Genomic DNA, 22,093 nt, shown 5'->3' with positions numbered 1-22,093 from the left:
TTCGGCTGCGCAGCAGTCGCCTGGCCCTGCGAGGACTCCGTCCTCGAACGCAGCCTCGCGGGCTCGACAGCTGCTACGGAACCATCCGATACACACATGAGGAAGTCGCCATGAAAGCGCTCATCGAAGGTTTTTTGAAGTTCCAGAAAGAAGCGTTTCCACAACGCACCGACCTGTTCAAACACCTGGCCACTACCCAGCATCCGGGCACGTTGTTCATCACCTGTTCCGACAGCCGTGTCGTGCCAGAACTGCTGACCCAACAAGAACCCGGTGAACTGTTTGTGATCCGCAACGCCGGCAACATCGTCCCCTCCTACAGCCCTCACCCCGGCGGTGTGTCGGCCACGGTTGAATATGCGGTCGCAGTGCTCGGCGTCACCGATATTGTGATCTGCGGGCACTCGGACTGCGGCGCCATGACTGCTGTCGCCAAGTGCACATGCATGGACCACCTGCCCGCCGTCAGCGGCTGGTTGCAACACGCCGAGTCAGCGAAAGTCATTAACGAATCCCGCCCTCACGTCAATGAAGCGGCGAAGGTGAGTTCAATGGTTCGGGAGAATGTCATCGCGCAACTGGCCAATATCCAGACGCATCCGAGCGTGCGCCTGGCTCAGGAGAAAGGCCTGTTGAATGTGCATGGTTGGGTTTACGACATCGAGACCGGTTCGGTCGATGCGCTGGATGCCAACAGCCACCGTTTTGTGGCGCTCGCCGAGTATCCGGACACCTGCGCCCTTCAAGCCCGCGCCATAGAAGCAGCAGCCTGAAGTGAGTATCCACTGGCAGAGACGATCGATGTGGCGCTCCCGGCTCACGGGAGCGCCGCACTAACACGATCGACAAGGTTATTTATCGTCCCGATTCTCAGGGGCCTCTTCCGCGTTGGGTGGTTCTGGAATACTGCCTGGCGTGAACACGTGAGTCAGCAAGTCTCTGGCATCGACTTCGACGACCCCCTGAACCGAACGGGCCAGAGCAACAGCCTGCTCACACTGTTTATGGGTGTTGACGCGACCGCTCAATGCCACCGTGCCCCCGAGGGTTTTGACATGGATTTGCAGGCCGAGGCTGGGTTCGGCCATTGCGAGGGCTGACTTCACCCTGGCGGTAATCCACGTGTCGTGAACGCCCCTTTCCAGGTCATGAGAGTATTGTTGGAAGGAATGAAGTTTCATGGTGTAACCCTCTCTCCGTCATCAGATGCACTGCCCGTCCATTGGCTGTGCAGCCTTGACGCTCAGGCGAGCGTTATCGACATCTGATTCGTTTGGAGTGCTCGCCACGCCCTTACGGACGCACATTAAGTATAGTGCGGCCGTTGACCGGGGTCGTGGTGCTGGATCAGCGTTTGACCGACAGATCCGTCTGGGTCATGCGACTGCGGATCGTGAACACCCCATCGCCCGAGAGAATCGCACTGCGAGCAAACAGGCGACCGCTTTCCCAGTTCGAAAGCCCCAGTTCCGGCTTGTTCAGCGCGTACTGTCCGTCGACCCAGCGGGTAATCCCGTTGCCGACAAAAGGTGCGTTGACCGCGTTGTAGAAGCGTTCCTGAGCCGCGGCATCTTCACTGATCAACGACACGGTGAACTGCGGGCTATAGCGATTGAACAACGCGATGGCGCTGTCCAGGTCATCGACGATCTTCAGGCTGACTTCCGGGGTTTCTTCCCATTCCCACTCGCGGCCCAACTGATCCTCGGGCAGCGGTTCGGCCAAGGCTTCGGTTTGATAGCCTTCGGCGCGGTACACCTCAACGCTGGCGCTCTGCCAATCGGTTGGCAAGTACGGCTCGCTGCCTTCGACGATGTGCAATTTGCAGCCCTGCCCGCGTGCGGTGCCGGCCTGTTGCAGCGCGTCGAGGAACAGCGGCAGCAGTTCGGCGACACGGTCACGGTGGATCAGGCAAACGTTCATCGTGTTGCAGACTTTGCGATCCAGCGAATTGCGCACTACAGCGGCAAAGCGCTGGGCATCGGCGTCCTTGTCGGCGATCAGCCAGGCGCCACCGGTGCCGTGCAGGCTGACGGCGGTGCCGGCCTGTTGGGCGATGCTGCCCAGTTGACTGACGGCGCGACCCGAACCACGGGCCACCGCCAGCGACAGGCGCCGGTCGGCGAACATCGCCCAACCGGCGGCGTGGTTGACGCTTTCCACCAGCGACACCGCGCCGGTCGGCAACCCGGCGTCGCTCAGTGCCGGATTCAGTGCGTTAGTGACGATGGCTTGCGCCGTGCCCAACGCATCGCTGCCAATGCGCAGCACCGCCGTGTTACCCGTGCGCAACACACCGGCAGCGTCGGCGAACACGTTCGGCCGGCCTTCGAAGACGAACGCGACGATGCCGAGCGGCGAGACCACTTGCTCGACTTTCCAGCCGTCATGCTCGATGCAACTGACCACTTTGCCGCGCGTGGCCGGCGCATCACGCCAGGCCCTGAGGCCGGCGATCATGTCACGGCGCATGCGTTCATCCGCCAGAAGCCGCGTGGTGGAACGCCCGCGAGCCTTGGCCCGCTCGATGTCGGCCAGGTTGGCGGCTTCGATCAACGCCCAGCAGGCAGGGTCTTCCAGGCGTTGGGCGAAGCGATCAAAGAACTCGCTGATGGCTTGATCCGAGACCGCAGACATTGCGCTGAACGCCGCTTCGGCACACTCGATTGCAATGGCCGCCGCTCGCTGATCAGCCACCGGAATCAGCAACAATTCGCCGCTGACCTGCTCCACCAGCAAATGGTCCCCGGGCTGAAAGCGCGCGGCCAATTCGGGGCTGACCACAGAGACACGATTCCCGGCGAAAGGGATAGGCGTGCCAGCGACTAGACGTTCGAGCGCAAGAGACATGAAGCGGTTTCACCATGCAGTGGGCGGCCGGAAAATGTATAGGAAAATCCCTGGAGCGTCATTAACCGCGCGCCTGACCGGTGATCGAAAACCCGGCGGCCCTGCACCCGGCGCTCCTACGCTAAAAGAGATACACCAGTGTTTCCTGTTATCCAAGGAGGCCGTCATGAGCGATGAATTCAAAAGCCATGGAGCGGCCCTTGACGAGGAAGGTCTGGCGCAGGCGCTGGATCTTGCCAAAGTCAGTGCCGCGCAACTATGGGCTGTTCTGGCAGTAGAAACTTCCGGCAACGGATACTTCTCCGATCGCCGTCCGAAAATCCTTTACGAGCGTCACGTATTCAGTCGGCTGACCCACCACGAGTTTGACGCACAACACCCCGATATCAGCAGCAAAACTCCCGGCAACTATGGCGCTTCGGGGGCGCATCAATACGACCGGTTGAATCTGGCCATGCGCCTGAACAGGAACGCGGCGCTGCAAAGTACCTCGTGGGGACTGGGGCAAACGATGGGGTTCAATTTCGCGCAAACGAACTCGGCGGATGTCGAGGCGATGGTCAAGCGCATGGTCGCGTCGGAGAACGACCAATTGCTCTGCACCATTGGCGAGTTGATCGAAGGCCGTTCGGTGGCGGCATTGCGGGCCAAGGACTGGGCCAACTTTGCACGCCGCTACAACGGCCCCAACTACGCGATCAATAACTACGACGTGCGGCTAAGCGCGGCGTATCAGAAGTTCTCCTATGGAGGGACGCCGGACCTGAGAATCCGTATGGCGCAAACCTACTTGACGTACCTGGGCTGGCATCCCGGCCCTGTCGACGGCATCGTCGGCAAACAGACCCGGGATGCGATGAATCTCTTTCAGGTAAAAGAGCACCTGAACATCACCACGGTGCTGGACGATGAAACGCTGGCGTGTCTGCGCAGCCGGGTCGAAGCGTTGCCGCTCTGACCCACGTGTCTAGAACACCGACCAGCCAATCCGCTGACTCAGCAACTCCAGCGCGGCCATGCCCGCGAGGGAGTTGCCGGCGGTGTTCAACTCCGGTGACCAGACGCACACCGTGAACTGCCCCGGCACCACCGCGACAATCCCCCCGCCCACGCCACTTTTGCCAGGCAGACCGACGCGATAGGCAAAATTGCCGGCTTCATCGTAGAGGCCGCTGGTGGCCATGATCGAGTTGACTTGCTGGGTCTGGCGGGCGCTGAGGATCTGTTCGCCGCTGTGCTTGCAGAAACCGTCATTGGCCAGAAAACAGAACGCCCGCGCCAGATCCACGCAGCTCATGCGCAGCGCGCAATGGCTGAAGTAACTGCGCAGCACCGCTTCGACGTCGTTATGGAAATTGCCGAAAGACTGCATCAGATAAGCCATCGCAGCATTGCGCGCGCGATGCTGGTATTCGGACTCGGCGACCTTGCCGTCCACCATGACGTGCGGGTTGCCGGACAGCCGACGGACAAAGTCGCGCATCGACAGCGCTGGCGCGGCAAAACGTGACTGATTGATGTCGCAGATCACCAGCGCACCGGCGTTAATGAAGGGATTGCGCGGGCGTCCGCGCTCGAACTCCAGTTGCACCAGCGAATTGAACGGTTGGCCGGAAGGCTCGTGACCCAGGCGCTTCCAAATGTCTTCGCCGGAATGTTCGATGGCCTGCACCAGGCTGAACACCTTGGAAATACTCTGCACCGAGAACAGCGTATGGGCATCGCCGGCGCAATACAGCTCGCCGTCATTGCCATACACCGCGATCCCCAGTTGATCGGCCGGCACCGTACCGAGGGCGGGAATGTAATCAGCCACCTTGCCCTGGCCGATCAGGGGACGTACTGCGTCAAGGATCTCGTTCAACAGCGCTTGCATGCCGGGTTCCGAAGTCACGCCCCATGGGATTGCGGGGACACAGACGCTAGACGCCAGCGGTCGGTAGCGGATCACAGTTTTGTAAAAACCATGGCACTGCATGAACCCAATCTCAAATACACCACTGCCCCCCCTGTGGGAGCGAGCTTGCTCGCGATAGCGGACCAACAGTCGACATAGATGTGTCTGACACACCGCTATCGCGAGCAAGCTCGCTCCCACATTGGTTTTGTGTTGGCTGTGTATCTGAGTGTGTACAACGCCCCTCCCGACACACCCCGCCCCTAAATCCCCACGCCAAAGACACATCGCAGATACACCCGCTTGATGAACTGTGCCTGTCGATTGGCCACGCCGATCAAAGCGCTCAACTCACTCAATGCTACGGAGTATCACCATGTTCAAGCTCTCGACTTCTTCCTTGACCCTCGGCCTGATCATCGCTGGCGGCCTGGCCCTGTCCAACGTGGCTTCAGCCTCTGAGTCCGAAGCATTCAGCATGAAACAGCTGGCCCACGGCTACAGCCAGGTCCAGGCCGACACGGCAGAAAAACCGGCGGAAGGTAAATGTGGCGAAGGCAAGTGCGGCGCCAGCGAGTAACCCTTTGCGAGGGGCACCGCGGTGCCCCTCCTCCCTGACTGAACGGAGATCAAGCCCATGACCACCTCACTCTTATCGGCCGTGAAAGGCCTGCACCTGAACCTTGACCGTGCCGGTACCTGGATCGCGCCGCTGACCCTGCGGGTGTTCCTCGCCTGGGAATTCTTCGAATCAGGCCTGGAAAAATTCAATGGCGAAAACTGGTTCGCCGATATTCAGGACAGCTTCCCGTTCCCCTTCAACCACGTACCAGCCACTCTGAACTGGGAACTGTCGATGTGGGCCGAACTGATCTGCGCCCTGGCCATACTGGTCGGCCTGGGAACGCGGATCTCGGCGATCATTTTGATCGTGGTCACGGTCGTCGCGACCGCCGCCGTTCACTGGCCGGCCGATTGGTCTACATTGAGTGAGCTTGCCCAGGGTTACGCCATCAGCAACAAGGGTCATGGCAACTTCAAACTGCCGCTGATCTACCTCGCGGCCTTTATGCCGCTGTTGCTCTCGGGTGCCGGCAAGCTCAGCCTCGATGCGCTGCTGGCTCGAGTCTTCTGGCGTCGCGATAACCGCTAAAGCGCCAGGGACTCGATAACGTCCCTCGGTTCAATAGTGGAGCAATCGTCATGAGTCTCACCCTCTATGGTTTTGACGGCAGTAGTTATGTGCGCACCGTGAAGATGCTGCTGGTGGAAAAAGACGCGGACTTCGACCAGGTGCAGGTCAACGTGATCAAAGGCGAGCCGCACCTGCCAGAACATTTGGTGCGTCACCCTTTCGGCAAGGTGCCGGTTATCGATCATGACGGGTTCCGGGTGATCGAAACCGGCGCAATCGTGGCCTATCTGGACGAAGTCCTGCCAGGCCCGTCCATTACACCTGACAACGCCCACGACCGCGCTCGCACCCACATGGCCCAAAGCATTTACGATGCCTATGGCTACGGCAACCTTGTGCAAGTGTTCGGCTACCATCTTTTTCCTGACTTCATTGGCGGGCAGAATGAAGATTCGCGCCGCAAAGGCATCGAGAACTCGAAACGGGTGCTGCGCGAACTGATGAAAATAAAAGGCACCGATCCCTATATCGCAGGTCTTGAACCCAGCATCGGCGACTTTTACCTGGCACCGGGCTGCGCTTACATCGCCATGACCCCGGATGCACCGCAGGTATTTTCGGTGGACGGTTTCGACGGATGGTGGAAACGTATGCAGTCTCTGCCAAGCTTCAAGGCCACGCAGCCGAAATAAGCTTCACCCCACCCACTTGTGTAGACAGGAGCCACCATGAGCGTGACCACCCAATGGATCGAGATCGACAGCGCCGAAGGTAAATTCGGCGCTTACCTGGCGATTCCACACACCCGCAAAGGCCCGGGGATCGTGTTGATCCAGGAAATCTTCGGCGTGAATGAACACATCCGCTCAGTCGCCGAACAATACGCTGCCGACGGTTACCTGGTGATTGCACCGGACCTGTTCTGGCGCAGCGGCCACCGCATTGAACTGACCTATGACGAGGCCGGCTGGAAACGCGCCGTCGAGTTGATGAACGCCACCGACGTCGGCAAGGCACAGACCGACATCGAACTGGCCATCGACGCCCTGAAAGCCCAGCCGGGCCTGGACGGAGGGATCGCCTCGCTTGGTTACTGCTTCGGTGGTTTGCTCTCGTACCACACCGCCGCCAATGGGCTGGTGGACGTGGCCATCGCCTATTACGGTGGCGGAATCCAGAATCAGCTGGACCGCGCCGATGAAATCGACGTGCCGCTGCTGATGCACTTCGGTGAAGAGGACAGCCACATCCCACTGGAAGCCGTGGAGAAAATCGCCGAGCGTTTCGAGAACAACGACAACATCGAAATTGTCGTGTATCCGGAAGCCGAACATGGCTTCAACTGCTCGCATCGCGACAGCTACAACCAACGCGCAGCGGCTGAGGCCCATGGCAATACGTTGATCTTTTTGGGTCAGGAACTGTAAGGCCGGACTTTTTTTAGCGCCTGTAATGGCCCCATCGCGGGCAAGCCACGCTCCCACATAAGAATGCATTTCCCCTGTGGGAGCGTGGCTTGCCCGCGATGGGGTCGACACGGTCTCAGCCGCTTAACGACTAATTTCTTCAACCACCTCGTTCACCACCAACTTCGGATGAGCACTGCGCTCATGCACATGGGCTGTCGGTGTGCGGTCGATCAGCAGGCTCAGCAGTTCCGGACGGCTGTAGTGACCGCGCGAATCCATCATGCGTTTGCGTTTATCGATCAGGCCCATATCGAGGTCGACGATCACCTCGCCTTCGCCTTCAGTCAACGAACCCAACACCGAACCGTCCGGGCTGATGATCGCAGTGAAGCAACCACCGGAAATCGGGCCGATGGGGCAACCGGTGTCGGCCATGATTTGCGCCTGTTGTTCAGGGTTCAGCCAGGCGGTGGAATTGACCACGAAGCACGCCGCCTCCAGCGCATGCTGGCGGATGCTGACTTCCATTTGTGAAGCAAACAACGGCCCCGCAAACGATCCTGGGTACATCGCCGCATGGATCTGTTCGCCGTCGGCCATCAAGGCATAACGGGCCAGCGGGTTGTAATGTTCCCAGCACGCCAGTTGGCCGATGCGCCCTACCGCGCTGTCGGTGGCGCGCAGGCCGGAGCCGTCGCCCATGCCCCAGATCATGCGTTCGTGATAAGTCGGGGAAATCTTGCGCCGATGCTGAATCAGGGTGCCGTCGGCATCGAACAACAGCTGCGTGTTGTACAGCGTACCGCCGTCACGTTCATTGACGCCGATGGAGACCACCATGCCGGCCTGTCTGGCGGCGGCGCCGATGGCCTCGGTGGCAGCCGAAGGGACCGTGACGGCCTGATCCAGCAGCTTGAGGTGTTCAGCCGCCATTTCGAAAGGCGACTGAACGAACGAGAAGTACGGGTAGTAAGGCACGATGGTTTCCGGGAACACGGCGAACTGCACGCCCTGCTCACCGAGTTCGAGAATCTTCTGCACCACTTTGTCGACGGTGCCTTCACGGCTGTAAAGAACGGGGCTGATTTGTACGGCGGCGGCTTTTACGAGGGTCATGGCAGTGATCTCATTAAGGGAGTGGACTTCAACGAGATCGAAATTACGCCAATAATATTTAGACCGAAATGTCGAATACACCACCTTTTAGGACACCCCGTGCATGATAAGTAACCTGTGGCGAGGGAGCTTGCTCCCGCTGGACTGCGCAGCAGTCCCCTTCTTTTTAGGGATCGGGGGGTCGCTTCGCGACCCAGCGGGAGCAAGCTCCCTCGCCACAGGTTCAGTGTCACGCTTAACTGACTGACATCAGCCCCGATTCGCGCGCTGAATCACCTGTGGCGGCTGGCCAAATGCACGGATAAACGCCCGACGCATCCGCTCCCGATCACCAAAACCGGTATCGGTCGCCACCACGTCGATGGGGTGCCGGCCGGTTTCCATCATCAGGCGCGCCGCTTCCACCCGCAGGTTTTCGATGGCTTTGGCGGGTGATTGACCGGTTTCGGCATGGAACACGCGACTGAACTGCCGAGGGCTGAGGTTGGCGGCGCTGGCCAGTTCCTCGACCGACAACGCGGACTTCAGGTTCTGCTTGGCATAGGCCAGCGCGGCCTGGATGCGATCGGTCTTGGGCTCCAGTTCGAGCATCACCGAAAACTGCGACTGCCCTCCCGCGCGCCGGTGGTACACCACCAATTGCCGGGCCACACGCCGCGCGACGTCCGCACCCAGGTCCTTTTCCACCAGCGCCAGCGCCAGATCGACGCAGGCGCTCATGCCCGCAGCCGTCCAGATGTTGCCGTCGTTGATAAAGATCCGGTCTTCCTCGACCTTCACCTTCGGGTACGCCTTCTGCAGTGCCGGTGCATGGCACCAGTGAGTGGTAGCCCGTCGACCGTCCAGCAAACCGGCCTCGGCCAGCGCAATCGCGCCAGTGCAAATCGAGCCCAGCCGCCGGGTGGTCCGGCTGGCGTTGCGCAAAAACGCCACCATGCCCGGTGATACCGGACGGATCAGGTTGTCGCCCAGCACCAGCAGCGTGTCGAACGAGCGCTGGTCGAACGCCGAGGTTTCCACACCAAACCCGGCGGAGGTCTGTACTGTACCGCCGCGCTCGGACAGCAAGGCAATGTTGTACGCCGGTTCGTCGGTGGCCATGTTGGCCAACTCGAACGTGGCGCACATGGCCAGGCCCAACACCTGAAATCCGGGGTAAACGATGAGTCCGATTGTGTGCATGGTGGCGGCTTCTTTTGACCTTAAAGGTGGCATGACGGATTTTACCGCCACTGACTTTGCACTGAACCCCCTTAATGGGTCTATAAATAACTGTAATCAGTTGGCCGAGAACAAGAGGCACAGGCCATGGACAACAAGGGTTCTGGCACTAACCTGGCCTTCTGGCTGCCAGGCAGTGCGGTCATCCTGAGTCTGGTGATATCGATGTTCGCCCTCAACCGCGAACCGTTCCTGGAACCGCGGCCGATCGGTGCACAGTTCCAGGCACAACTGCCCATCGAAGCCCGGTTATGGCAAGACCCTTTTGACGCGGTCGAGCGTTATCGCAAGAAGCTCACGGACAGCAAGAACCCGGATGCCGAGCATGTTTGCAGCCCGGATGTTTCTCCCCTGTCCGGAGACAAACCGGCGCCCGACATCATGGTGGCGCTGGTCGAAGGCGGCCCTTACGCCGATGAAGTCGAACGGCGCCGGCGCATTCGTTATGCGCTGCTGGCAGGGTTCAAGAATTCCCACCGGGTGCCGGATCAGGAGCAGTACATCCATTGCTTGAGACTCGCCGCCAACCTGTCGCTGGATACCCCGCAGAAAACCGGTTTCGTCGACGCACCCTACGAAGTGTTCGTCTCCAACCCCTTCGATCCGCCGACAGCCCTTGAAGGGTCGCCACCACCGCCTGAGCGAACGATCGTGTTCTGGTTCAAGCAGGACGCACTTGGCTCAACGCCGCTGCAATCACTCGAAACGTTACGCGAGACCCTGAAAAATAAAACCGCTGTGGCGTGCGCTCCAAAACCGTGTTCCGGGCCACCCGACACGGCTGTCCTGAAGGTCATCGGCCCTTCTACCTCAACTGTCCTGCGCGACATGTTCCAGGACCAGGACATCGGCCAGGCCACGCCGAAGGTCGAAATCTACTCACCCCTGGCCACGGCCGATAACGAGACGCTGGATCGCGGGTACCAGAAGCTGTCGCCGCCGCTGGCGAACAGACAACCCATGAAGCTGCTGCGCACCGTCAGCGACGACGGCACCATGACGCAACTGATGCTTGAGGAGCTGAAGTTGCGCCGCGTGGACCCGGCCACGGGCGTGCGTTGCAGCGAAGGCAAGCTGCAACGGATCGGCTCACCGTGTACCCGCGACCTTCGCCGCAGCGGTCATCGCATCGCGTTGATTTCCGAGTGGGACAGTTTCTACAGCCGCGCGCTGATCGAAAGTTTCAAGTCACAGGTGGCCCAGGATGCCCGCCTGGGCAGCGACGAAAAAAACCACAGGGACGTGGTCGATCAGTGGATTTTGCGCTTCAGCTATCTACGCGGTTTGGACGGACGCCTCCCGGAAGAGTCCGCGAGCAACGAAAAAAGCCCCAGTACCGATCCCGGTAAAAACAAAGACCCCACCCAACTTGATCTCAGTCCGCTGGAGAAATCCGACGGCAACTCCCAGCTCGACTACCTGCGGCGCCTCGCCGACCATATCGCCAACGAGGACGCAGCCTATCGACGCAACGGCGAAAGCGGCATCGGCGCGATTGGCGTACTGGGCGTCGATGCCTACGACAAGCTCCTGGTGCTGCAAGCGCTGAAGAGCCGGATGCCGTACAAACTGTACTTTTCCACCGACCTCGATGCCCGCATGTTGCAACGGGGCCAGGCCCAAACCACGCGCAACCTGATACTCGCTGCCCCCTACGGACTCACCCTGACCCGCGCCCTGCAACAAGACGTGCCGCCATTTCGCGACAGCCTGCAAAGTGCGGTGTTCATCTCGGTGCTGGCGGCACTGGCGCCACAATCCTTCGACGCCAAGCGCGCGAAATTCGACTATTCCAAATCGGAGCTGCTCTCGCCGGGCATCTATGAAGTGGGGATCAGCGGCTTCATTCCCCTGGCGAGCCGGCTGACCGCCTCACGCCCGGCTAGCTGCGAGGCACCGACCCAATCGCAGTCGGAACGAGGCGTACGTCCACACGATTTGATGGCGCTGCGCTGCCTTCAAGACCCCTCGCCACCGCCCTACCCTGAACCCTCCAAATCCATCCGCGACCGCTTCAAGCAAGCCCAATCATTTTTCTGGGCCGGGCCACTGACGATCACCTTGCTGATACTCGCCGGGTTCATCGTCTGGTGGCGCATAGAGGGCCCGAAAGATAACCATGACGCACGGCTGGCCTGGGTTCGCGGCGTACCGATGACGCTATTTATGGTGGCAGCGGCCTGCGCATTCATCGCCACGCGGTTCTGGCATGCGGAGTTTCTCTGGTTCACGTTCGTGCTGATATTGCTCGGGATCATCTCGTCGAACCTGACCCGGCGCTCCGCCAGGCAACAGGCGATGGCCAAGGACTCGACAGCCAGCATGGACACGGGGTTATACGACTCCCGGGCGTGGTACATCGTGGTCCCTCTCGTCATGTTCATCCTCGCGCTGATGCTGGCGTACCAGATGCGCAGCACATTAACGGACAACGGACTGGGCGAGCCGATGTTCCTGTTTGAAGGCATCAGTGCCTGGCCCACCGTGGCACTGCGGCTGCTGGCCGTGCTGATCTCGCTCTCGGCGTTGGCCTGGGGCTGGCGCAACCTGCGCATCAACCGGACCGATATCGAAGCCACGTACCATTTGCGCCTGCACATGCGCAAATACGAGATGACCTTGTGGGGACAGGTGCGACGCTTGATTCGCCGGGGCAAAGGCTGGACATTGCGTCGTTGGTGCAACGAACTGGGGCACTGCCTGCTGAAGATTTTCTTCCCCCTACTGACCGCCAGCGACGAATGGTCAAAGTCCTGCGCACCGGCACAGGCCGCTTGCACGGACGGACGCAAGATGATCGTCATTGCACGCTTCTGGGGTGAGCACTGCGTCTGCGGCTCCTTTGGCGCCCGAATGCTGCGGGCCATGCTCGCCACGTGGGTTTACGTCGTGGTCACCAGCGTGCTGTTTGTCATCTGGCCCATGGAGGGCATGCCCGTTCGCGGCGCATCGATGTGGTGGATGCTGAGTTGGCTGATCCCCTCCCTGACGTTCCAGGTGCTGGTGTTCTGGGTGGTGGATGCCAACCTGCTGCTGACGCGGTTCATCCGCCATCTCAGCGAACATCATGCGATCTGGCCTGGCACCTTGCAGTTGGAGCACAAGAAAACCTTTGGCATGCTCCGGCACCCGTGCATCGACGAGTGGGTAGATTTGCAGCTGATCGCCAAGCGCACCTCGGCCGTAAACCGTCTGATCTATGCGCCGACCGTGGTCTTGTTGATCCTGTTGGCGTCGCGCAGCAGTCTGTTCGATAACTGGCCGACACCGCCCAGCCTGATCATTTCCTACCTGCTGACGGCGTTGGTGCTGCTGGTCTCCGCGCTGTCGCTGCGACGTGCCGCGGAAAAGTCCCGCACGCTTGCACTGCAACGACTCGATGCCTATCTGCTGCAAACACCCGAAACAACGCCTTGCTACACCAAGTTCAAGATGATCCGCGAGCGGGTCGCGACGTTCAATACCGGCTCGTTCTCACGCTACTCAGAAGACCCGCTGATCAGGGCGCTGTTGCTGTCGCTGACCGGTATCGGCGGCTCGGCCATTGTCGATGCGTTGAACTATGCGAAGTTCTAGCAGCAACGGGTATTGCATTTCCCACGGCCGAAGCGGGCCTCCTGACGCTCACGGAAAAACGCCGAATAGCTCATGACCGGCTCGCCGGGATGATTGAGCGCCATTTGCGCAACGTAGTTATCGTAATCGGGAACACCAACCATTAAACGCGCGCTCTGGCTGAGGAACTTCGCGACATGCTGCAGTTTGCGGTACATGGCAAATCTCTCTATGCGTGTGGGATTGGCCCATGAAAGCGCACTGATGTATCTGCACTGTGTCAGCACCGGGGACTTTTGTAAGTTCAAGTAGCATAAGCGGCGGCGATCACAAACCCCATGGGTAGCTATGCTTGAGGTGTTGCCAGCCCCTGGTAGCCACATCGTGAAAGGAGGTGTTTGAGATGCAACTCATCACGTTGAAAATCGACAAGCCGGAAGCGACAAACTTCATTTTCGGTCAGACCCACTTCATCAAGTCCGTCGAGGACATCCACGAAGCGTTGGTCAATGCCGTGCCAGGTATCCGCTTTGGCGTGGCGTTTTGCGAAGCCTCCGGTAAATGCCTGGTGCGCTGGTCCGGCACCGATACCGCCATGATCGAACTGGCCCGCAGCAATGCCCAAGCCATCAGAGCAGGCCATAGCTTCATCATTTTCCTCGACGATGGCTTCTATCCCGTAAACGTGTTGAACGCCGTCAAAATGGTCCCGGAGGTGTGCCGCATTTTTTGTGCAACGGCCAACCCGACTGAAGTGATTCTTGCCGAGACGGATCAAGGGCGAGCGATTCTGGGCGTGGTGGATGGCTTCTGTGCCCGTGACATTGAAGGCGAGGAAGACATCCTGTGGCGCAAGAACCTGTTGCGGCAGATCGGCTACAAACTTTGAGCACCTTGCGTTACAAGCGGGCGCTGAACATCGCACTGTTCAGCGCCTCACAGCTTATGCCTGAGAGGCTTCTGGGCGGTTTGGCAGCACGCGAGCGCCCAGCGCTGAATGAGCAGCGATAACCTCTGCCTGAGCCGTCGCGGGTTTCTCCCCTTCGACCTCACCATTCAACGCCTTGTGCATTTTCACGGTGTCCAGCGCCCCGACCCATTTGGCAATGGCCATTGTCCCGACGCCATTGCCGATGGTGTTGGTGATCGCACGCGCTTCCGACATGAACCGGTCGACGCCCAACAGCAGCACCATGCCCGCCACCGGAATGGTGCCGAGGGACGATAACGTCGCCGCCAGAATGATGAATCCCGAGCCGGTGACCCCAGCAGATCCCTTGGAGGTAAACATCAGCACGGCCAGGACGATCAACTGATCCGTCAGGGTCAGCGGTGTGTTCGTGGCCTGTGCGATGAAGATGGCGGCGATGGTGTAGTAGATCGCCTGCCCGTCCGGGTTGAAGGTCAGGCCCGAAGGAATGATCAGGCCCGCGACAGGTTTGGAAACGCCGGCCTTTTCCATCTTGGAAATCATCTGCGGCAGTACCGATTCCGAAGAGCTGGTGCCGAGGACCGTGAACAGTTCTTCCTTGATGAATTTCAGAAACTTCCACAGGCTGAAACCGCTGTAGCGGCAGATCGGGCCCAGTACAAAAATCACGAACACAGCACAGGTCAGGTAGACACAGGCCATCAGCTTGCCGAGTGAGAACAGCGAGCCAAAACCGTATTTGCCAATGGTGAAGGCAATCGCCCCGAAGGCGCCGATGGGTGCCAGACGCATGACCATGTTGACGATGCGAAACATGCCCTGCATCAGGCTGTCCAATGTGTCGACGAACACCTTGGCGCGAGGTCCGACATGCGCCAGGGCAATGCCCAGCAGAATGGAAAACAACAATATTTGCAGCACGTTACCCTTGGCGAAGGCATCCACGATGGTGTCGGGGATGATGTTCATCACAAAGTCCATGAACGACGCGTGCTTCACGGCGCTGGTGTAGGTGGCCAGGCTGGACGTATCCAGCGTGGCGACATCGATGTTCATGCCGGCGCCGGGTTTGAACACATCGACCACCACCAGACCGACGACCAGCGCCAGGGTGGACACCACTTCGAAATAGATCAGCGCCCGAAAGCCGACGCGCCCCAGCTCTTTCATGTTCTCCATGCGTGCAATGCCCGTGACCACCGTCAGGAAAATCACCGGGGCGAGGAGCATTTTGATCAGTTTGATGAACGCGTCGCCCAAGGGTTTGAGCGCTGTTGCGGATTCGGGCACAAACACCCCGACGATGGCGCCGAGGATCACGGCGATGAGCACTTGGACGTAAAGTTTGCCGAATATTCTTTTCATGACAGGGCCCTGATTTTTTATTGTTGTCAGGAAATGCCAAGGGGTCTGACCGGTGATCAGCCCCTTGGCGTTGTGCCGCCGCTTGAATCAGCGTTTGATCAATTCGATGACCGCATCAGTGATCTGGCGAGTGGTGGCCGTGCCGCCCAGATCCGGGGTATGCAGACCGCTTTCGGTCACTGCCTCGATGGCCGACATCAAGTGTTTCGCCGCGGCCGCTTCACCCAGGTGCTCGAGCATCATTGCTGCCGTCCAGAACGTCGCAATCGGGTTGGCGACGCCTTTGCCGGTGATGTCGAAGGCCGAGCCATGGATCGGTTCGAACATCGAGGGAAATTTGCGTGAGGGGTTCAGGTTGGCGGTCGGCGCGATGCCCAGGCTGCCGGACAACGCGGCGGCCAGATCGGACAGGATGTCGGCGTGCAGGTTGGTGGCGACGATCACGTCCAGCGTCGACGGTTTGAGCACCATGCGCGTGGTCACCGCGTCGACCAGTTCCTTGTCGATCTTCACATCCGGGAAGTCCTTGGCGACTTCATAGAAGATCTCGTCCCACAGCACCATGCCATGACGCTGGGCGTTGGATTTGGTGACCATGGTCAGGTGTTTGCGTGGACGGCTTTGCGCCAGTTCGAAGGCGAAACGGTGAATGCGCTCGACCCCGGCACGGGTGAACACTGACACCTCGGTGGCGACTTCTTCGGGCAGCCCCCGGTGAACACGACCGCCGTTGCCGGAGTACTCGCCCTCGGAGTTTTCACGCACCACGACCCAATCGATCTGATCACCATTGAGCAGTGGGCTTTTTACCCCTGGCAGTACGCGAGCCGGACGCACGTTGGCGTACTGGTCGAAGCCCTGGCAGATCGGCAGACGCAAGCCCCACAGCGAAATGTGATCCGGTACGTTGAGCGCACCGACAGCGCCGAAGAAAATGGCGTCGAAGGTTTTCAGCTCTTCCAGGCCACCTTCCGGGATGTAGTAGCCGTTTTTCAGGTAGTTGTCCGAATTCCAGTCGAAGTGTTTGAAATTCAGTTCGAAACCGGATTTCTTCGATAAGGCTTGCAGCACCTCGACGCCTGCGGCGATCACTTCAACACCGATACCATCACCTGGAACCGCAGCAATTTTGTATGCACTCATTGTTGACTCCACTCTCGTCACGTTCTTGTTGTGCCTGTCGAACGGGGGTGTTCAATCAGGGTGTGAGCGGAGTATATGTAGTGAACAAATGAGCGTGAGTTACTCCAAATCACTACATAGATGAATTTGAGTTACCAATGAGCCAAACCCTGGATTTGTCTTTTTTCTACCTGCTGGCCAACAAAGGCAGCCTGGCGGCGACGGCTCGCGAGCTGGGCGTCACACCGCCGGCGGTGAGCAAACGCCTGACCGCGCTGGAAGCACGGCTGGGCATACGCCTGGTCAACCGCACCACGCGCTCGATGAGCCTGACCTCGGAAGGTGAACTGTATTTTTCCCATGCAGCGCGCATCCTGACGCAGATCGATGAGGTCGAGCAGTTGATCAGCAGCAGTCGGGCAACCCCTAAAGGCCTGATTCGCGTCAACGCCTCGCTGGGGTTCGGTCGGCGCTATATCGGCCCTGCCCTGGGCGCGTTCTTCGCGCAGTACCCGGAGGTGGAAATACAGCTCGAAATCAGCGATCACCCACTCGACCTGACGACGCATGGCTTTGACCTGGGTATTCGTTTCGGCACGCTGCCGGACGCCGCCTTCCATGCCCGAAAGATCGCCTCCAATCGCCGTCTGTTATGCGCCTCGCCGCTGTACCTGGAAAAGCATGGCGTGCCCCAACGCCTGGCGGATTTACAGCAACACAACTGCATCTTCCTGCGGCAAAACGAAACGCCCTATGGCGTGTGGAGCTTCACCAACGGTGGGCGCACGCAAAACGTCAAAGTGCGCGGCGCATTAGGCTGCAACGACGGTGAAGTGGCCCTGAACTGGGCGCTGGAAGGTTACGGCATTCTGCTGCGGGCCGAATGGGACATCGCCCGTTACGTGCGCAGTGGCCGCTTGCGCCTGGTGCTGGAGGATCAGACCCCCACCCGCGCCGATGTCTACGCCGTGTATCCGCAACAGCTGCACCTGTCGGCGCGGGTACGCAGCCTGATCGATTTTTTGGTCGAGCGCTTCAAGCACATCGATCACCTGGAAGAACCGGAATCTACGCGCGAATGAACAGGATCGGCGGGCGTCAACTCACGTCTGCGGATCTCCAGTGCAGTGCGAGTAACGCCCCCTGATCGTCCTTCTGCAGAAACGATCAACTGCCCGTTCTGATCTTGCTCCAGAGACGGGTACGTACACGTTCCATTTTCAGCGAGATCGGCTCCAGCGGGAACAGAGTGTCCAAAACCTGCTTCGACGGATAAACGTCAGGATTATTGCGAATATTCTCCTCGACCAGCGCGGTAGCGTCCTTGTTGGCGTTCGGATAGGCCAAGTAGTTGGAGGACTTGGCGATGACCTCAGGGCGTAGCATGTAATTGATGAAGGCCATTCCTTCCACTGGATTCGGGGAATCGTTAAGCAGCACAAGGTTTTCCACCCAAAACGGAGCACCTTCGCGAGGAATGCTATAGATAATCTTGCGTCCGTTACCAGCAAGCCTGGAACTCTCTTGTGCCCCGAACACTCCGCCAGCCCAGCCGAGCACAACACAGACGTCGCCATTGGCCAGGTCAGCGCTGAATTTGGATGAGTCGAAGTAACGGACGTACGGGCGCAGCTTCAACAACAGCGCCTCGACTTTGCGGAAGTCCTCAGGATTCTGACTGTTATAGGGCAGCCCAAGGTAATGCAGTACGATCGGAAAAATCTCGCCCGGTGCGTCCAGCATGGCCACGCCGCATTGGCTTAATTTGGCGAGGTTCTCCTCCTTTAAAATCAGGTCCCATGAGTTGACCGGAGCATCCGGGCCAAGGATCGACTTGACCTTGTCCGCATCATAACCAATCCCGGTGGTAGCCCACATATACGGAATGGCGTATCGATTACCCGGATCGTTAGCTTGTAACTTGGCAAGGATATCCGGGTTGAGATGGTGATAATTGGACAATTGCGCCCGGTCTATTTCCTTGATGACACCGGCCTTTATCAGGTTCGGCAACAGCCAATCGGTAGCAATCACCACGTCATAGCCGCTACGACCGGCCATGACTTTACTTTGCATGACATCGCTGTTGTCGAACGAGTCATACGTCGCGTTGATGCCGGTTTCTTCGTGAAAATTTTTCGTCGCATCCGGTGCGATAAAGTCGTACCAGCTGTAGATATTCATCTGGGGCTCAGCGGCCTCGGTGCAGAGGATGCTTGTACTCAACAGTGAGGCAAGGACTAGCTGTAAACCGACTTTCGGGTTCATCTGGAGACTCCGGAGCGGTGGCGCTGTTTAAAAAAACAACGCTACGCCTGCTGATTGTTAGAGTTATAGGGCAGGGCCGACATCGGCAAGATCAACGACGTATGACTGGGGAACAGAATTCAAACGACTCAAGGAATCAGCAGCTCGCGACGACCGTCGGCATGTTGAAGTTGTTCACCTGTCAGGTGCAGGCGACGGTCGTTGAGGTAGTCGTAATCCCGACGGGACGCCTTGAGCTGGTCAAGGTCAAGCGTGACCACCTGCCGACACTCATCGCGGCCGGCCTCAAACATTATTTGCCCGAACGGATTGACCACTGCGCTGCCCCCCGCGAACACCAGGCCGTCATCCCCTTCTCCCACCCGATTCACCATGACAGCAAACGCCTGATTTTCCTGGGCGCGAGCCATGATCGCTGTGCGATGGACCGGGCCGTAGGGATCCATGTTGCCGTTAGTGACCAGTATCAGCTCGGCGCCGAGCTGCCCGAGGGCGCGGGCGCTTTCCGGGAGTTCAATGTCGTAGCAAATCAGCATGCCTACACGCACGCCCTTCCACAGTGCCGTGACATAGCGATCACCCGGCTGGAAAAGACCACGCTCCGATGGCCACAGGTGAGTCTTGCGGTAGCGCAAGGCGATACCTTCGGGCGTTACCAGCACCGAGGTGTTGTAAAAGATGCCGCCATCATTCTCCGCAATGCCGACGACGACTGAGACATTACGCTTGCGCACCAGCTGCTCGACGGCCTGCAAGGTGGGACCATCCAAGGGTTCGGCAACACTCGCCAATTGCTCGGCATCGACAAATCCCGTGAGGTGGGTTTCCGGGAAGATCAACAAATCCGTGTCAGCCGCACAGGTAGCGATGGCCTCCAAGGTACGGCCGAGGTTGTGAACGACATCGCCATCACGGCCAGCCAGTTGCACCAATTCAATCTTCATCTCTGTTCCTTGCACCGTTAAGTAAGGGCCCAACCCGCCAGGGTTGGCCAGAGTATGGAGCGCGGTAGAGCGACACGTAATTACCCCCAGGGGTTAACCACAAATGTGTAGTGCCGTGAAAGCGACATTGCAGGATGGGGTCGCAATCAAGTGAGCGCCCGCTAATCCAGACGGGGGGATCGCCTCGGTTTCTGATGGGGTCGGTCGCCCTGCTGGACTCTACGTCCACATCAGGAATGGCTGCTGCCGGTGGTCGTTGCATTTCGCTTGTCACCGGCGTTTGACTAAGCTGAACACATCAGCGGCCATCAGCGGATCCGGGTGGCTATCACGACGGTAAATCACTAAGGAGACGACTATGTATGCGGTCATAAGAACCTACTCAGGTCCTGGTGCAAAGCAGCTTTTCGAGGTTTTGGAAAAGCAGAAGGCCGACGTCGAAGCGGCCCTCCGCAAAGTGAATGGCCTGGCAAGCTACACACTGCTGCCTCTGGGTGATGGCGGTATGTCGGTCACTGTTTGCACGGACAAGGCCGGCACCGATGAGAGCATGAAAGTCGCTCGCGACTGGATTCAGAAAAACGCCTCGCACATCCAGGCGAACCCACCCGTCGTCACGGAAGGCCCGGTCATTGTGCAGATCAATTAGCGCGCCCCTTGCGTTCGCGTGAACATTTTTACCTGCTTGCGCAGCAGAAATCGGGAAGGAGTCTAATATTGAAATGCCATAGGTCGGTCCATCCCCTATCTACGTAGTGATGCGTGGGGCCATTGGCAAGCAGGCGGCTTCGGAGCCGACACCGGACCGGTGTTGGCTAAATAGATTTCAACTTGGAGGGAACCATGAGCAATCTCATCGCCACCGGCGAGCCACCTGAAGCCGTCCGCCTCATGGTCAAGGTTTATGCCTACTTGCTGCTCGCAGGATTTGCGTTTGTTCCGGCCTATCTGATTGGCTACTTATACGTCTTTCAAGACCCCACCCTTATTTTCGAAAACCACCTGTTCCATATCATTGCGATCACCGCAGCCACCTTGGCGGGCCTGTTTGTTACTTACGTCACGTGGCGCTGCTATCAGTCTTCGGGAGATCCTCTGCTGCGATGGATGACGCTTGGTTTTCTCGGTTTTGTACTGATCTACGCATTGCATGGCGCCTTCACCGGGCAAGCACACCACAATATCTGGCTCTTCCTGCTTTATGGACCGGCCTCTCGGCTGGTCATGTCGAGTTTGCTGTTAGTCGGAATGCTGTCGTACCACCGCCCACCCGATGCCGCGGACCAACGAATGAAGGCCCGCCCGTGGTTGACCTGGATAGGACTGTTCCTGCTGGTTGACGTGGCAGTGGCGTACGTCGCGAATTCACCGATCGCCGGCGATATCGCGGTGCGCCTCTCGATGGAAGGTGGTGCGCTCATACTTTCCACATTGACCGTGGTAATACTCCTGCTGCGCCGTATCCGGTCGCCGCTGATGATGATTTTTGTCGTCTCGGTCACCGCGTTCGCGCTGTCATCGCTTGCCTTCATCCTTGCACGTCCGTGGAACCACATGTGGTGGCTCGCTCATGCGATCTTCGCCGGTGGTTTCTTCATGCTGAGCTACGGGGTCGTGCAAGCGTTCCTCACCACGCGGTCGTTCTCGAAGATCTACAGCCAGGAAGAGCTGATGGTGCGTCTTGCCGAAGCGATGGCGTATACCGAGAGCGCCTTGCAGGAACTCCAGCGCACCAATCAAGAACTCGGGCACCTTGCGGCCACCGATCCATTGACGGGCGCTGATAATCGGCGTCGGTTCATGGAACGGCTCGACGTCGAAATGGGCCGGACCAAGCGCGGCGGTGAGCCGTTCTCGGTGTTGGCACTCGATCTGGATAATTTCAAGTCCATCAACGATCGCTTCGGGCATCAGGTTGGCGACGACATCCTGAAGGATTTCGTGGAGAAATGCCTCGATTCGATCCGGCCGTACGACGGCGTAGCCCGAGTGGGTGGGGAAGAATTCATGATTCTGCTGCCTCAGACTTCACTTGAGGGCGCGCACGTAATCGCCGAGCGTCTGCGAAGCACCGTTGCCAATAATTCTTTTCATGGCCTGCAGCGGTTAACCGTGGTCACCGTGAGCATCGGCGTATCGCAATCCGGCCGCGACGGCGACACCATCGAGGCCATTCTGCGTACAGCCGATCAACGCCTGTATCACGCTAAACACGAAGGCCGTAACCGTGTGGTCACGACCATCAAAACCAGCCTCCAATCTTTGTGAAAGCGTCGGCCT

The 22,093-nt window shown here is 58.9% G+C and carries 21 protein-coding genes; 11 read left to right on the top strand and 10 right to left on the bottom strand.

All coding sequences use genetic code 11. The features are described 5' to 3' along the window. The first annotated feature begins 110 nt into the window (after positions 1-110). On the top strand, positions 111-773 hold the full coding sequence (locus tag VD17_RS23880) for a carbonic anhydrase (RefSeq protein ID WP_046055960.1): 663 nt from the start codon (positions 111-113) through the stop codon (positions 771-773). Positions 774-851: 78 nt separating this feature from the next. Here VD17_RS23880 and VD17_RS23875 read toward each other — a convergent pair whose 3' ends face one another. Further along, positions 852-1,181, bottom strand: coding sequence for a BON domain-containing protein (locus VD17_RS23875; RefSeq protein WP_046055959.1), 330 nt, complete (start codon positions 1,179-1,181; stop codon positions 852-854). Between the two features lie 166 nt (positions 1,182-1,347). Continuing rightward, positions 1,348-2,850, bottom strand: a complete 1,503-nt coding sequence (locus VD17_RS23870) for an aldehyde dehydrogenase family protein (RefSeq protein WP_046055958.1) — start codon at positions 2,848-2,850, stop codon at positions 1,348-1,350. A gap of 166 nt (positions 2,851-3,016) precedes the next feature. Here VD17_RS23870 and VD17_RS23865 point away from each other — a divergent pair, with 166 nt between their 5' ends. After that, entirely contained in the window at positions 3,017-3,808 is a 792-nt protein-coding gene (locus tag VD17_RS23865; protein WP_046055957.1) for an N-acetylmuramidase domain-containing protein, read from the top strand. 9 nt (positions 3,809-3,817) lie between these two features. Here VD17_RS23865 and glsB read toward each other — a convergent pair whose 3' ends face one another. Continuing rightward, positions 3,818-4,726, bottom strand: coding sequence for a glutaminase B (glsB, locus tag VD17_RS23860; RefSeq protein WP_046055956.1), 909 nt, complete (start codon positions 4,724-4,726; stop codon positions 3,818-3,820). 397 nt (positions 4,727-5,123) lie between these two features. Here glsB and VD17_RS23855 point away from each other — a divergent pair, with 397 nt between their 5' ends. Genes VD17_RS23855 through VD17_RS23840 form a run of 4 tightly spaced genes read left to right on the top strand, consistent with a single transcriptional unit; the run spans position 5,124 to position 7,309 of the window. Further along, positions 5,124-5,327, top strand: a complete 204-nt coding sequence (locus tag VD17_RS23855) for an HvfA family oxazolone/thioamide-modified RiPP metallophore (RefSeq protein WP_046048963.1) — start codon at positions 5,124-5,126, stop codon at positions 5,325-5,327. Positions 5,328-5,384: 57 nt separating this feature from the next. Further along, positions 5,385-5,900, top strand: coding sequence for an HvfX family Cu-binding RiPP maturation protein (locus VD17_RS23850; protein WP_046055955.1), 516 nt, complete (start codon positions 5,385-5,387; stop codon positions 5,898-5,900). Positions 5,901-5,950: 50 nt separating this feature from the next. Then, positions 5,951-6,574, top strand: a complete 624-nt coding sequence (locus VD17_RS23845; protein WP_046055954.1) for a glutathione S-transferase family protein — start codon at positions 5,951-5,953, stop codon at positions 6,572-6,574. A 36-nt stretch (positions 6,575-6,610) separates the two neighbouring features. Beyond that, entirely contained in the window at positions 6,611-7,309 is a 699-nt protein-coding gene (locus tag VD17_RS23840; RefSeq protein ID WP_046055953.1) for a dienelactone hydrolase family protein, read from the top strand. A gap of 123 nt (positions 7,310-7,432) precedes the next feature. Here the strand turns inward: VD17_RS23840 and VD17_RS23835 are convergent, their stop codons facing one another. Together VD17_RS23835 and VD17_RS23830 are read right to left on the bottom strand one after the other, a co-directional pair. Continuing rightward, positions 7,433-8,407: a nitrilase-related carbon-nitrogen hydrolase gene (locus VD17_RS23835; RefSeq protein WP_046055952.1), complete on the bottom strand. Its 975-nt coding sequence runs from the start codon at positions 8,405-8,407 to the stop codon at positions 7,433-7,435. Between the two features lie 249 nt (positions 8,408-8,656). Continuing rightward, positions 8,657-9,589 (bottom strand): GlxA family transcriptional regulator, encoded by a 933-nt coding sequence (locus VD17_RS23830; RefSeq protein WP_046055951.1) that lies wholly within the window; start codon positions 9,587-9,589, stop codon positions 8,657-8,659. A gap of 126 nt (positions 9,590-9,715) precedes the next feature. Here VD17_RS23830 and VD17_RS23825 point away from each other — a divergent pair, with 126 nt between their 5' ends. After that, on the top strand, positions 9,716-13,204 hold the full coding sequence (locus VD17_RS23825; RefSeq protein WP_046055950.1) for a membrane protein: 3,489 nt from the start codon (positions 9,716-9,718) through the stop codon (positions 13,202-13,204). Here the strand turns inward: VD17_RS23825 and VD17_RS23820 are convergent. Next, positions 13,201-13,401, bottom strand: a complete 201-nt coding sequence (locus VD17_RS23820; RefSeq protein WP_033054429.1) for a YbdD/YjiX family protein — start codon at positions 13,399-13,401, stop codon at positions 13,201-13,203. The genes VD17_RS23825 and VD17_RS23820 overlap by 4 nt on opposite strands. A gap of 185 nt (positions 13,402-13,586) precedes the next feature. On the opposite strand from VD17_RS23820, the gene VD17_RS23815 reads away from it, so the two are divergent. Beyond that, positions 13,587-14,072: an adenosine-specific kinase gene (locus VD17_RS23815; protein ID WP_046055949.1), complete on the top strand. Its 486-nt coding sequence runs from the start codon at positions 13,587-13,589 to the stop codon at positions 14,070-14,072. A 54-nt stretch (positions 14,073-14,126) separates the two neighbouring features. Here VD17_RS23815 and VD17_RS23810 read toward each other — a convergent pair whose 3' ends face one another. Next, on the bottom strand, positions 14,127-15,479 hold the full coding sequence (locus VD17_RS23810) for a dicarboxylate/amino acid:cation symporter (RefSeq protein ID WP_046055948.1): 1,353 nt from the start codon (positions 15,477-15,479) through the stop codon (positions 14,127-14,129). An 87-nt stretch (positions 15,480-15,566) separates the two neighbouring features. Further along, the gene (locus tag VD17_RS23805; protein ID WP_046055947.1) at positions 15,567-16,622 is read right to left on the bottom strand and encodes a tartrate dehydrogenase; all 1,056 of its coding nucleotides are present in this window, start codon (positions 16,620-16,622) and stop codon (positions 15,567-15,569) included. A gap of 137 nt (positions 16,623-16,759) precedes the next feature. Here VD17_RS23805 and VD17_RS23800 point away from each other — a divergent pair, with 137 nt between their 5' ends. Further along, entirely contained in the window at positions 16,760-17,683 is a 924-nt protein-coding gene (locus VD17_RS23800) for a LysR family transcriptional regulator (protein ID WP_046055946.1), read from the top strand. 85 nt (positions 17,684-17,768) lie between these two features. On the opposite strand, the gene VD17_RS23795 is transcribed toward VD17_RS23800, so the two are convergent. After that, positions 17,769-18,869 carry a polyamine ABC transporter substrate-binding protein gene (locus VD17_RS23795; RefSeq protein WP_046055945.1) on the bottom strand — a complete coding sequence of 367 codons (1,101 nt, stop codon included), beginning with the start codon at positions 18,867-18,869 and terminating at the stop codon, positions 17,769-17,771. 128 nt (positions 18,870-18,997) lie between these two features. Continuing rightward, positions 18,998-19,813 carry a carbon-nitrogen hydrolase family protein gene (locus VD17_RS23790; protein ID WP_046055944.1) on the bottom strand — a complete coding sequence of 272 codons (816 nt, stop codon included), beginning with the start codon at positions 19,811-19,813 and terminating at the stop codon, positions 18,998-19,000. A 358-nt stretch (positions 19,814-20,171) separates the two neighbouring features. Here VD17_RS23790 and VD17_RS23785 point away from each other — a divergent pair, with 358 nt between their 5' ends. Further along, the gene (locus VD17_RS23785; RefSeq protein ID WP_046055943.1) at positions 20,172-20,462 is read left to right on the top strand and encodes a hypothetical protein; all 291 of its coding nucleotides are present in this window, start codon (positions 20,172-20,174) and stop codon (positions 20,460-20,462) included. Between the two features lie 194 nt (positions 20,463-20,656). Next, complete coding sequence (locus VD17_RS23780) at positions 20,657-22,081, top strand: GGDEF domain-containing protein (RefSeq protein WP_046055942.1); 1,425 nt, start codon at positions 20,657-20,659, stop codon at positions 22,079-22,081. The last annotated feature ends 12 nt before the right edge of the window (positions 22,082-22,093 follow it).

Origin of the sequence: Pseudomonas fluorescens (assembly GCF_000968015.1) — a bacterium.
Classification (GTDB): Bacteria; Pseudomonadota; Gammaproteobacteria; order Pseudomonadales; family Pseudomonadaceae; genus Aquipseudomonas; species Aquipseudomonas fluorescens_W.
This window is presented reverse-complemented; position numbering and strand designations above follow the sequence as displayed.

Coding starts and splice junctions, on each gene's coding strand:
- VD17_RS23880 (WP_046055960.1), top strand. CDS start 111: ATGAAAGCGCTCATCGAAGGTTTTTTGAAGTTCCAGAAAGAAGCGTTT.
- VD17_RS23875 (WP_046055959.1), bottom strand. CDS start 1,181: ATGAAACTTCATTCCTTCCAACAATACTCTCATGACCTGGAAAGGGGC.
- VD17_RS23870 (WP_046055958.1), bottom strand. CDS start 2,850: ATGTCTCTTGCGCTCGAACGTCTAGTCGCTGGCACGCCTATCCCTTTC.
- VD17_RS23865 (WP_046055957.1), top strand. CDS start 3,017: ATGAGCGATGAATTCAAAAGCCATGGAGCGGCCCTTGACGAGGAAGGT.
- glsB (WP_046055956.1), bottom strand. CDS start 4,726: ATGCAAGCGCTGTTGAACGAGATCCTTGACGCAGTACGTCCCCTGATC.
- VD17_RS23855 (WP_046048963.1), top strand. CDS start 5,124: ATGTTCAAGCTCTCGACTTCTTCCTTGACCCTCGGCCTGATCATCGCT.
- VD17_RS23850 (WP_046055955.1), top strand. CDS start 5,385: ATGACCACCTCACTCTTATCGGCCGTGAAAGGCCTGCACCTGAACCTT.
- VD17_RS23845 (WP_046055954.1), top strand. CDS start 5,951: ATGAGTCTCACCCTCTATGGTTTTGACGGCAGTAGTTATGTGCGCACC.
- VD17_RS23840 (WP_046055953.1), top strand. CDS start 6,611: ATGAGCGTGACCACCCAATGGATCGAGATCGACAGCGCCGAAGGTAAA.
- VD17_RS23835 (WP_046055952.1), bottom strand. CDS start 8,407: ATGACCCTCGTAAAAGCCGCCGCCGTACAAATCAGCCCCGTTCTTTAC.
- VD17_RS23830 (WP_046055951.1), bottom strand. CDS start 9,589: ATGCACACAATCGGACTCATCGTTTACCCCGGATTTCAGGTGTTGGGC.
- VD17_RS23825 (WP_046055950.1), top strand. CDS start 9,716: ATGGACAACAAGGGTTCTGGCACTAACCTGGCCTTCTGGCTGCCAGGC.
- VD17_RS23820 (WP_033054429.1), bottom strand. CDS start 13,401: ATGTACCGCAAACTGCAGCATGTCGCGAAGTTCCTCAGCCAGAGCGCG.
- VD17_RS23815 (WP_046055949.1), top strand. CDS start 13,587: ATGCAACTCATCACGTTGAAAATCGACAAGCCGGAAGCGACAAACTTC.
- VD17_RS23810 (WP_046055948.1), bottom strand. CDS start 15,479: ATGAAAAGAATATTCGGCAAACTTTACGTCCAAGTGCTCATCGCCGTG.
- VD17_RS23805 (WP_046055947.1), bottom strand. CDS start 16,622: ATGAGTGCATACAAAATTGCTGCGGTTCCAGGTGATGGTATCGGTGTT.
- VD17_RS23800 (WP_046055946.1), top strand. CDS start 16,760: ATGAGCCAAACCCTGGATTTGTCTTTTTTCTACCTGCTGGCCAACAAA.
- VD17_RS23795 (WP_046055945.1), bottom strand. CDS start 18,869: ATGAACCCGAAAGTCGGTTTACAGCTAGTCCTTGCCTCACTGTTGAGT.
- VD17_RS23790 (WP_046055944.1), bottom strand. CDS start 19,813: ATGAAGATTGAATTGGTGCAACTGGCTGGCCGTGATGGCGATGTCGTT.
- VD17_RS23785 (WP_046055943.1), top strand. CDS start 20,172: ATGTATGCGGTCATAAGAACCTACTCAGGTCCTGGTGCAAAGCAGCTT.
- VD17_RS23780 (WP_046055942.1), top strand. CDS start 20,657: ATGAGCAATCTCATCGCCACCGGCGAGCCACCTGAAGCCGTCCGCCTC.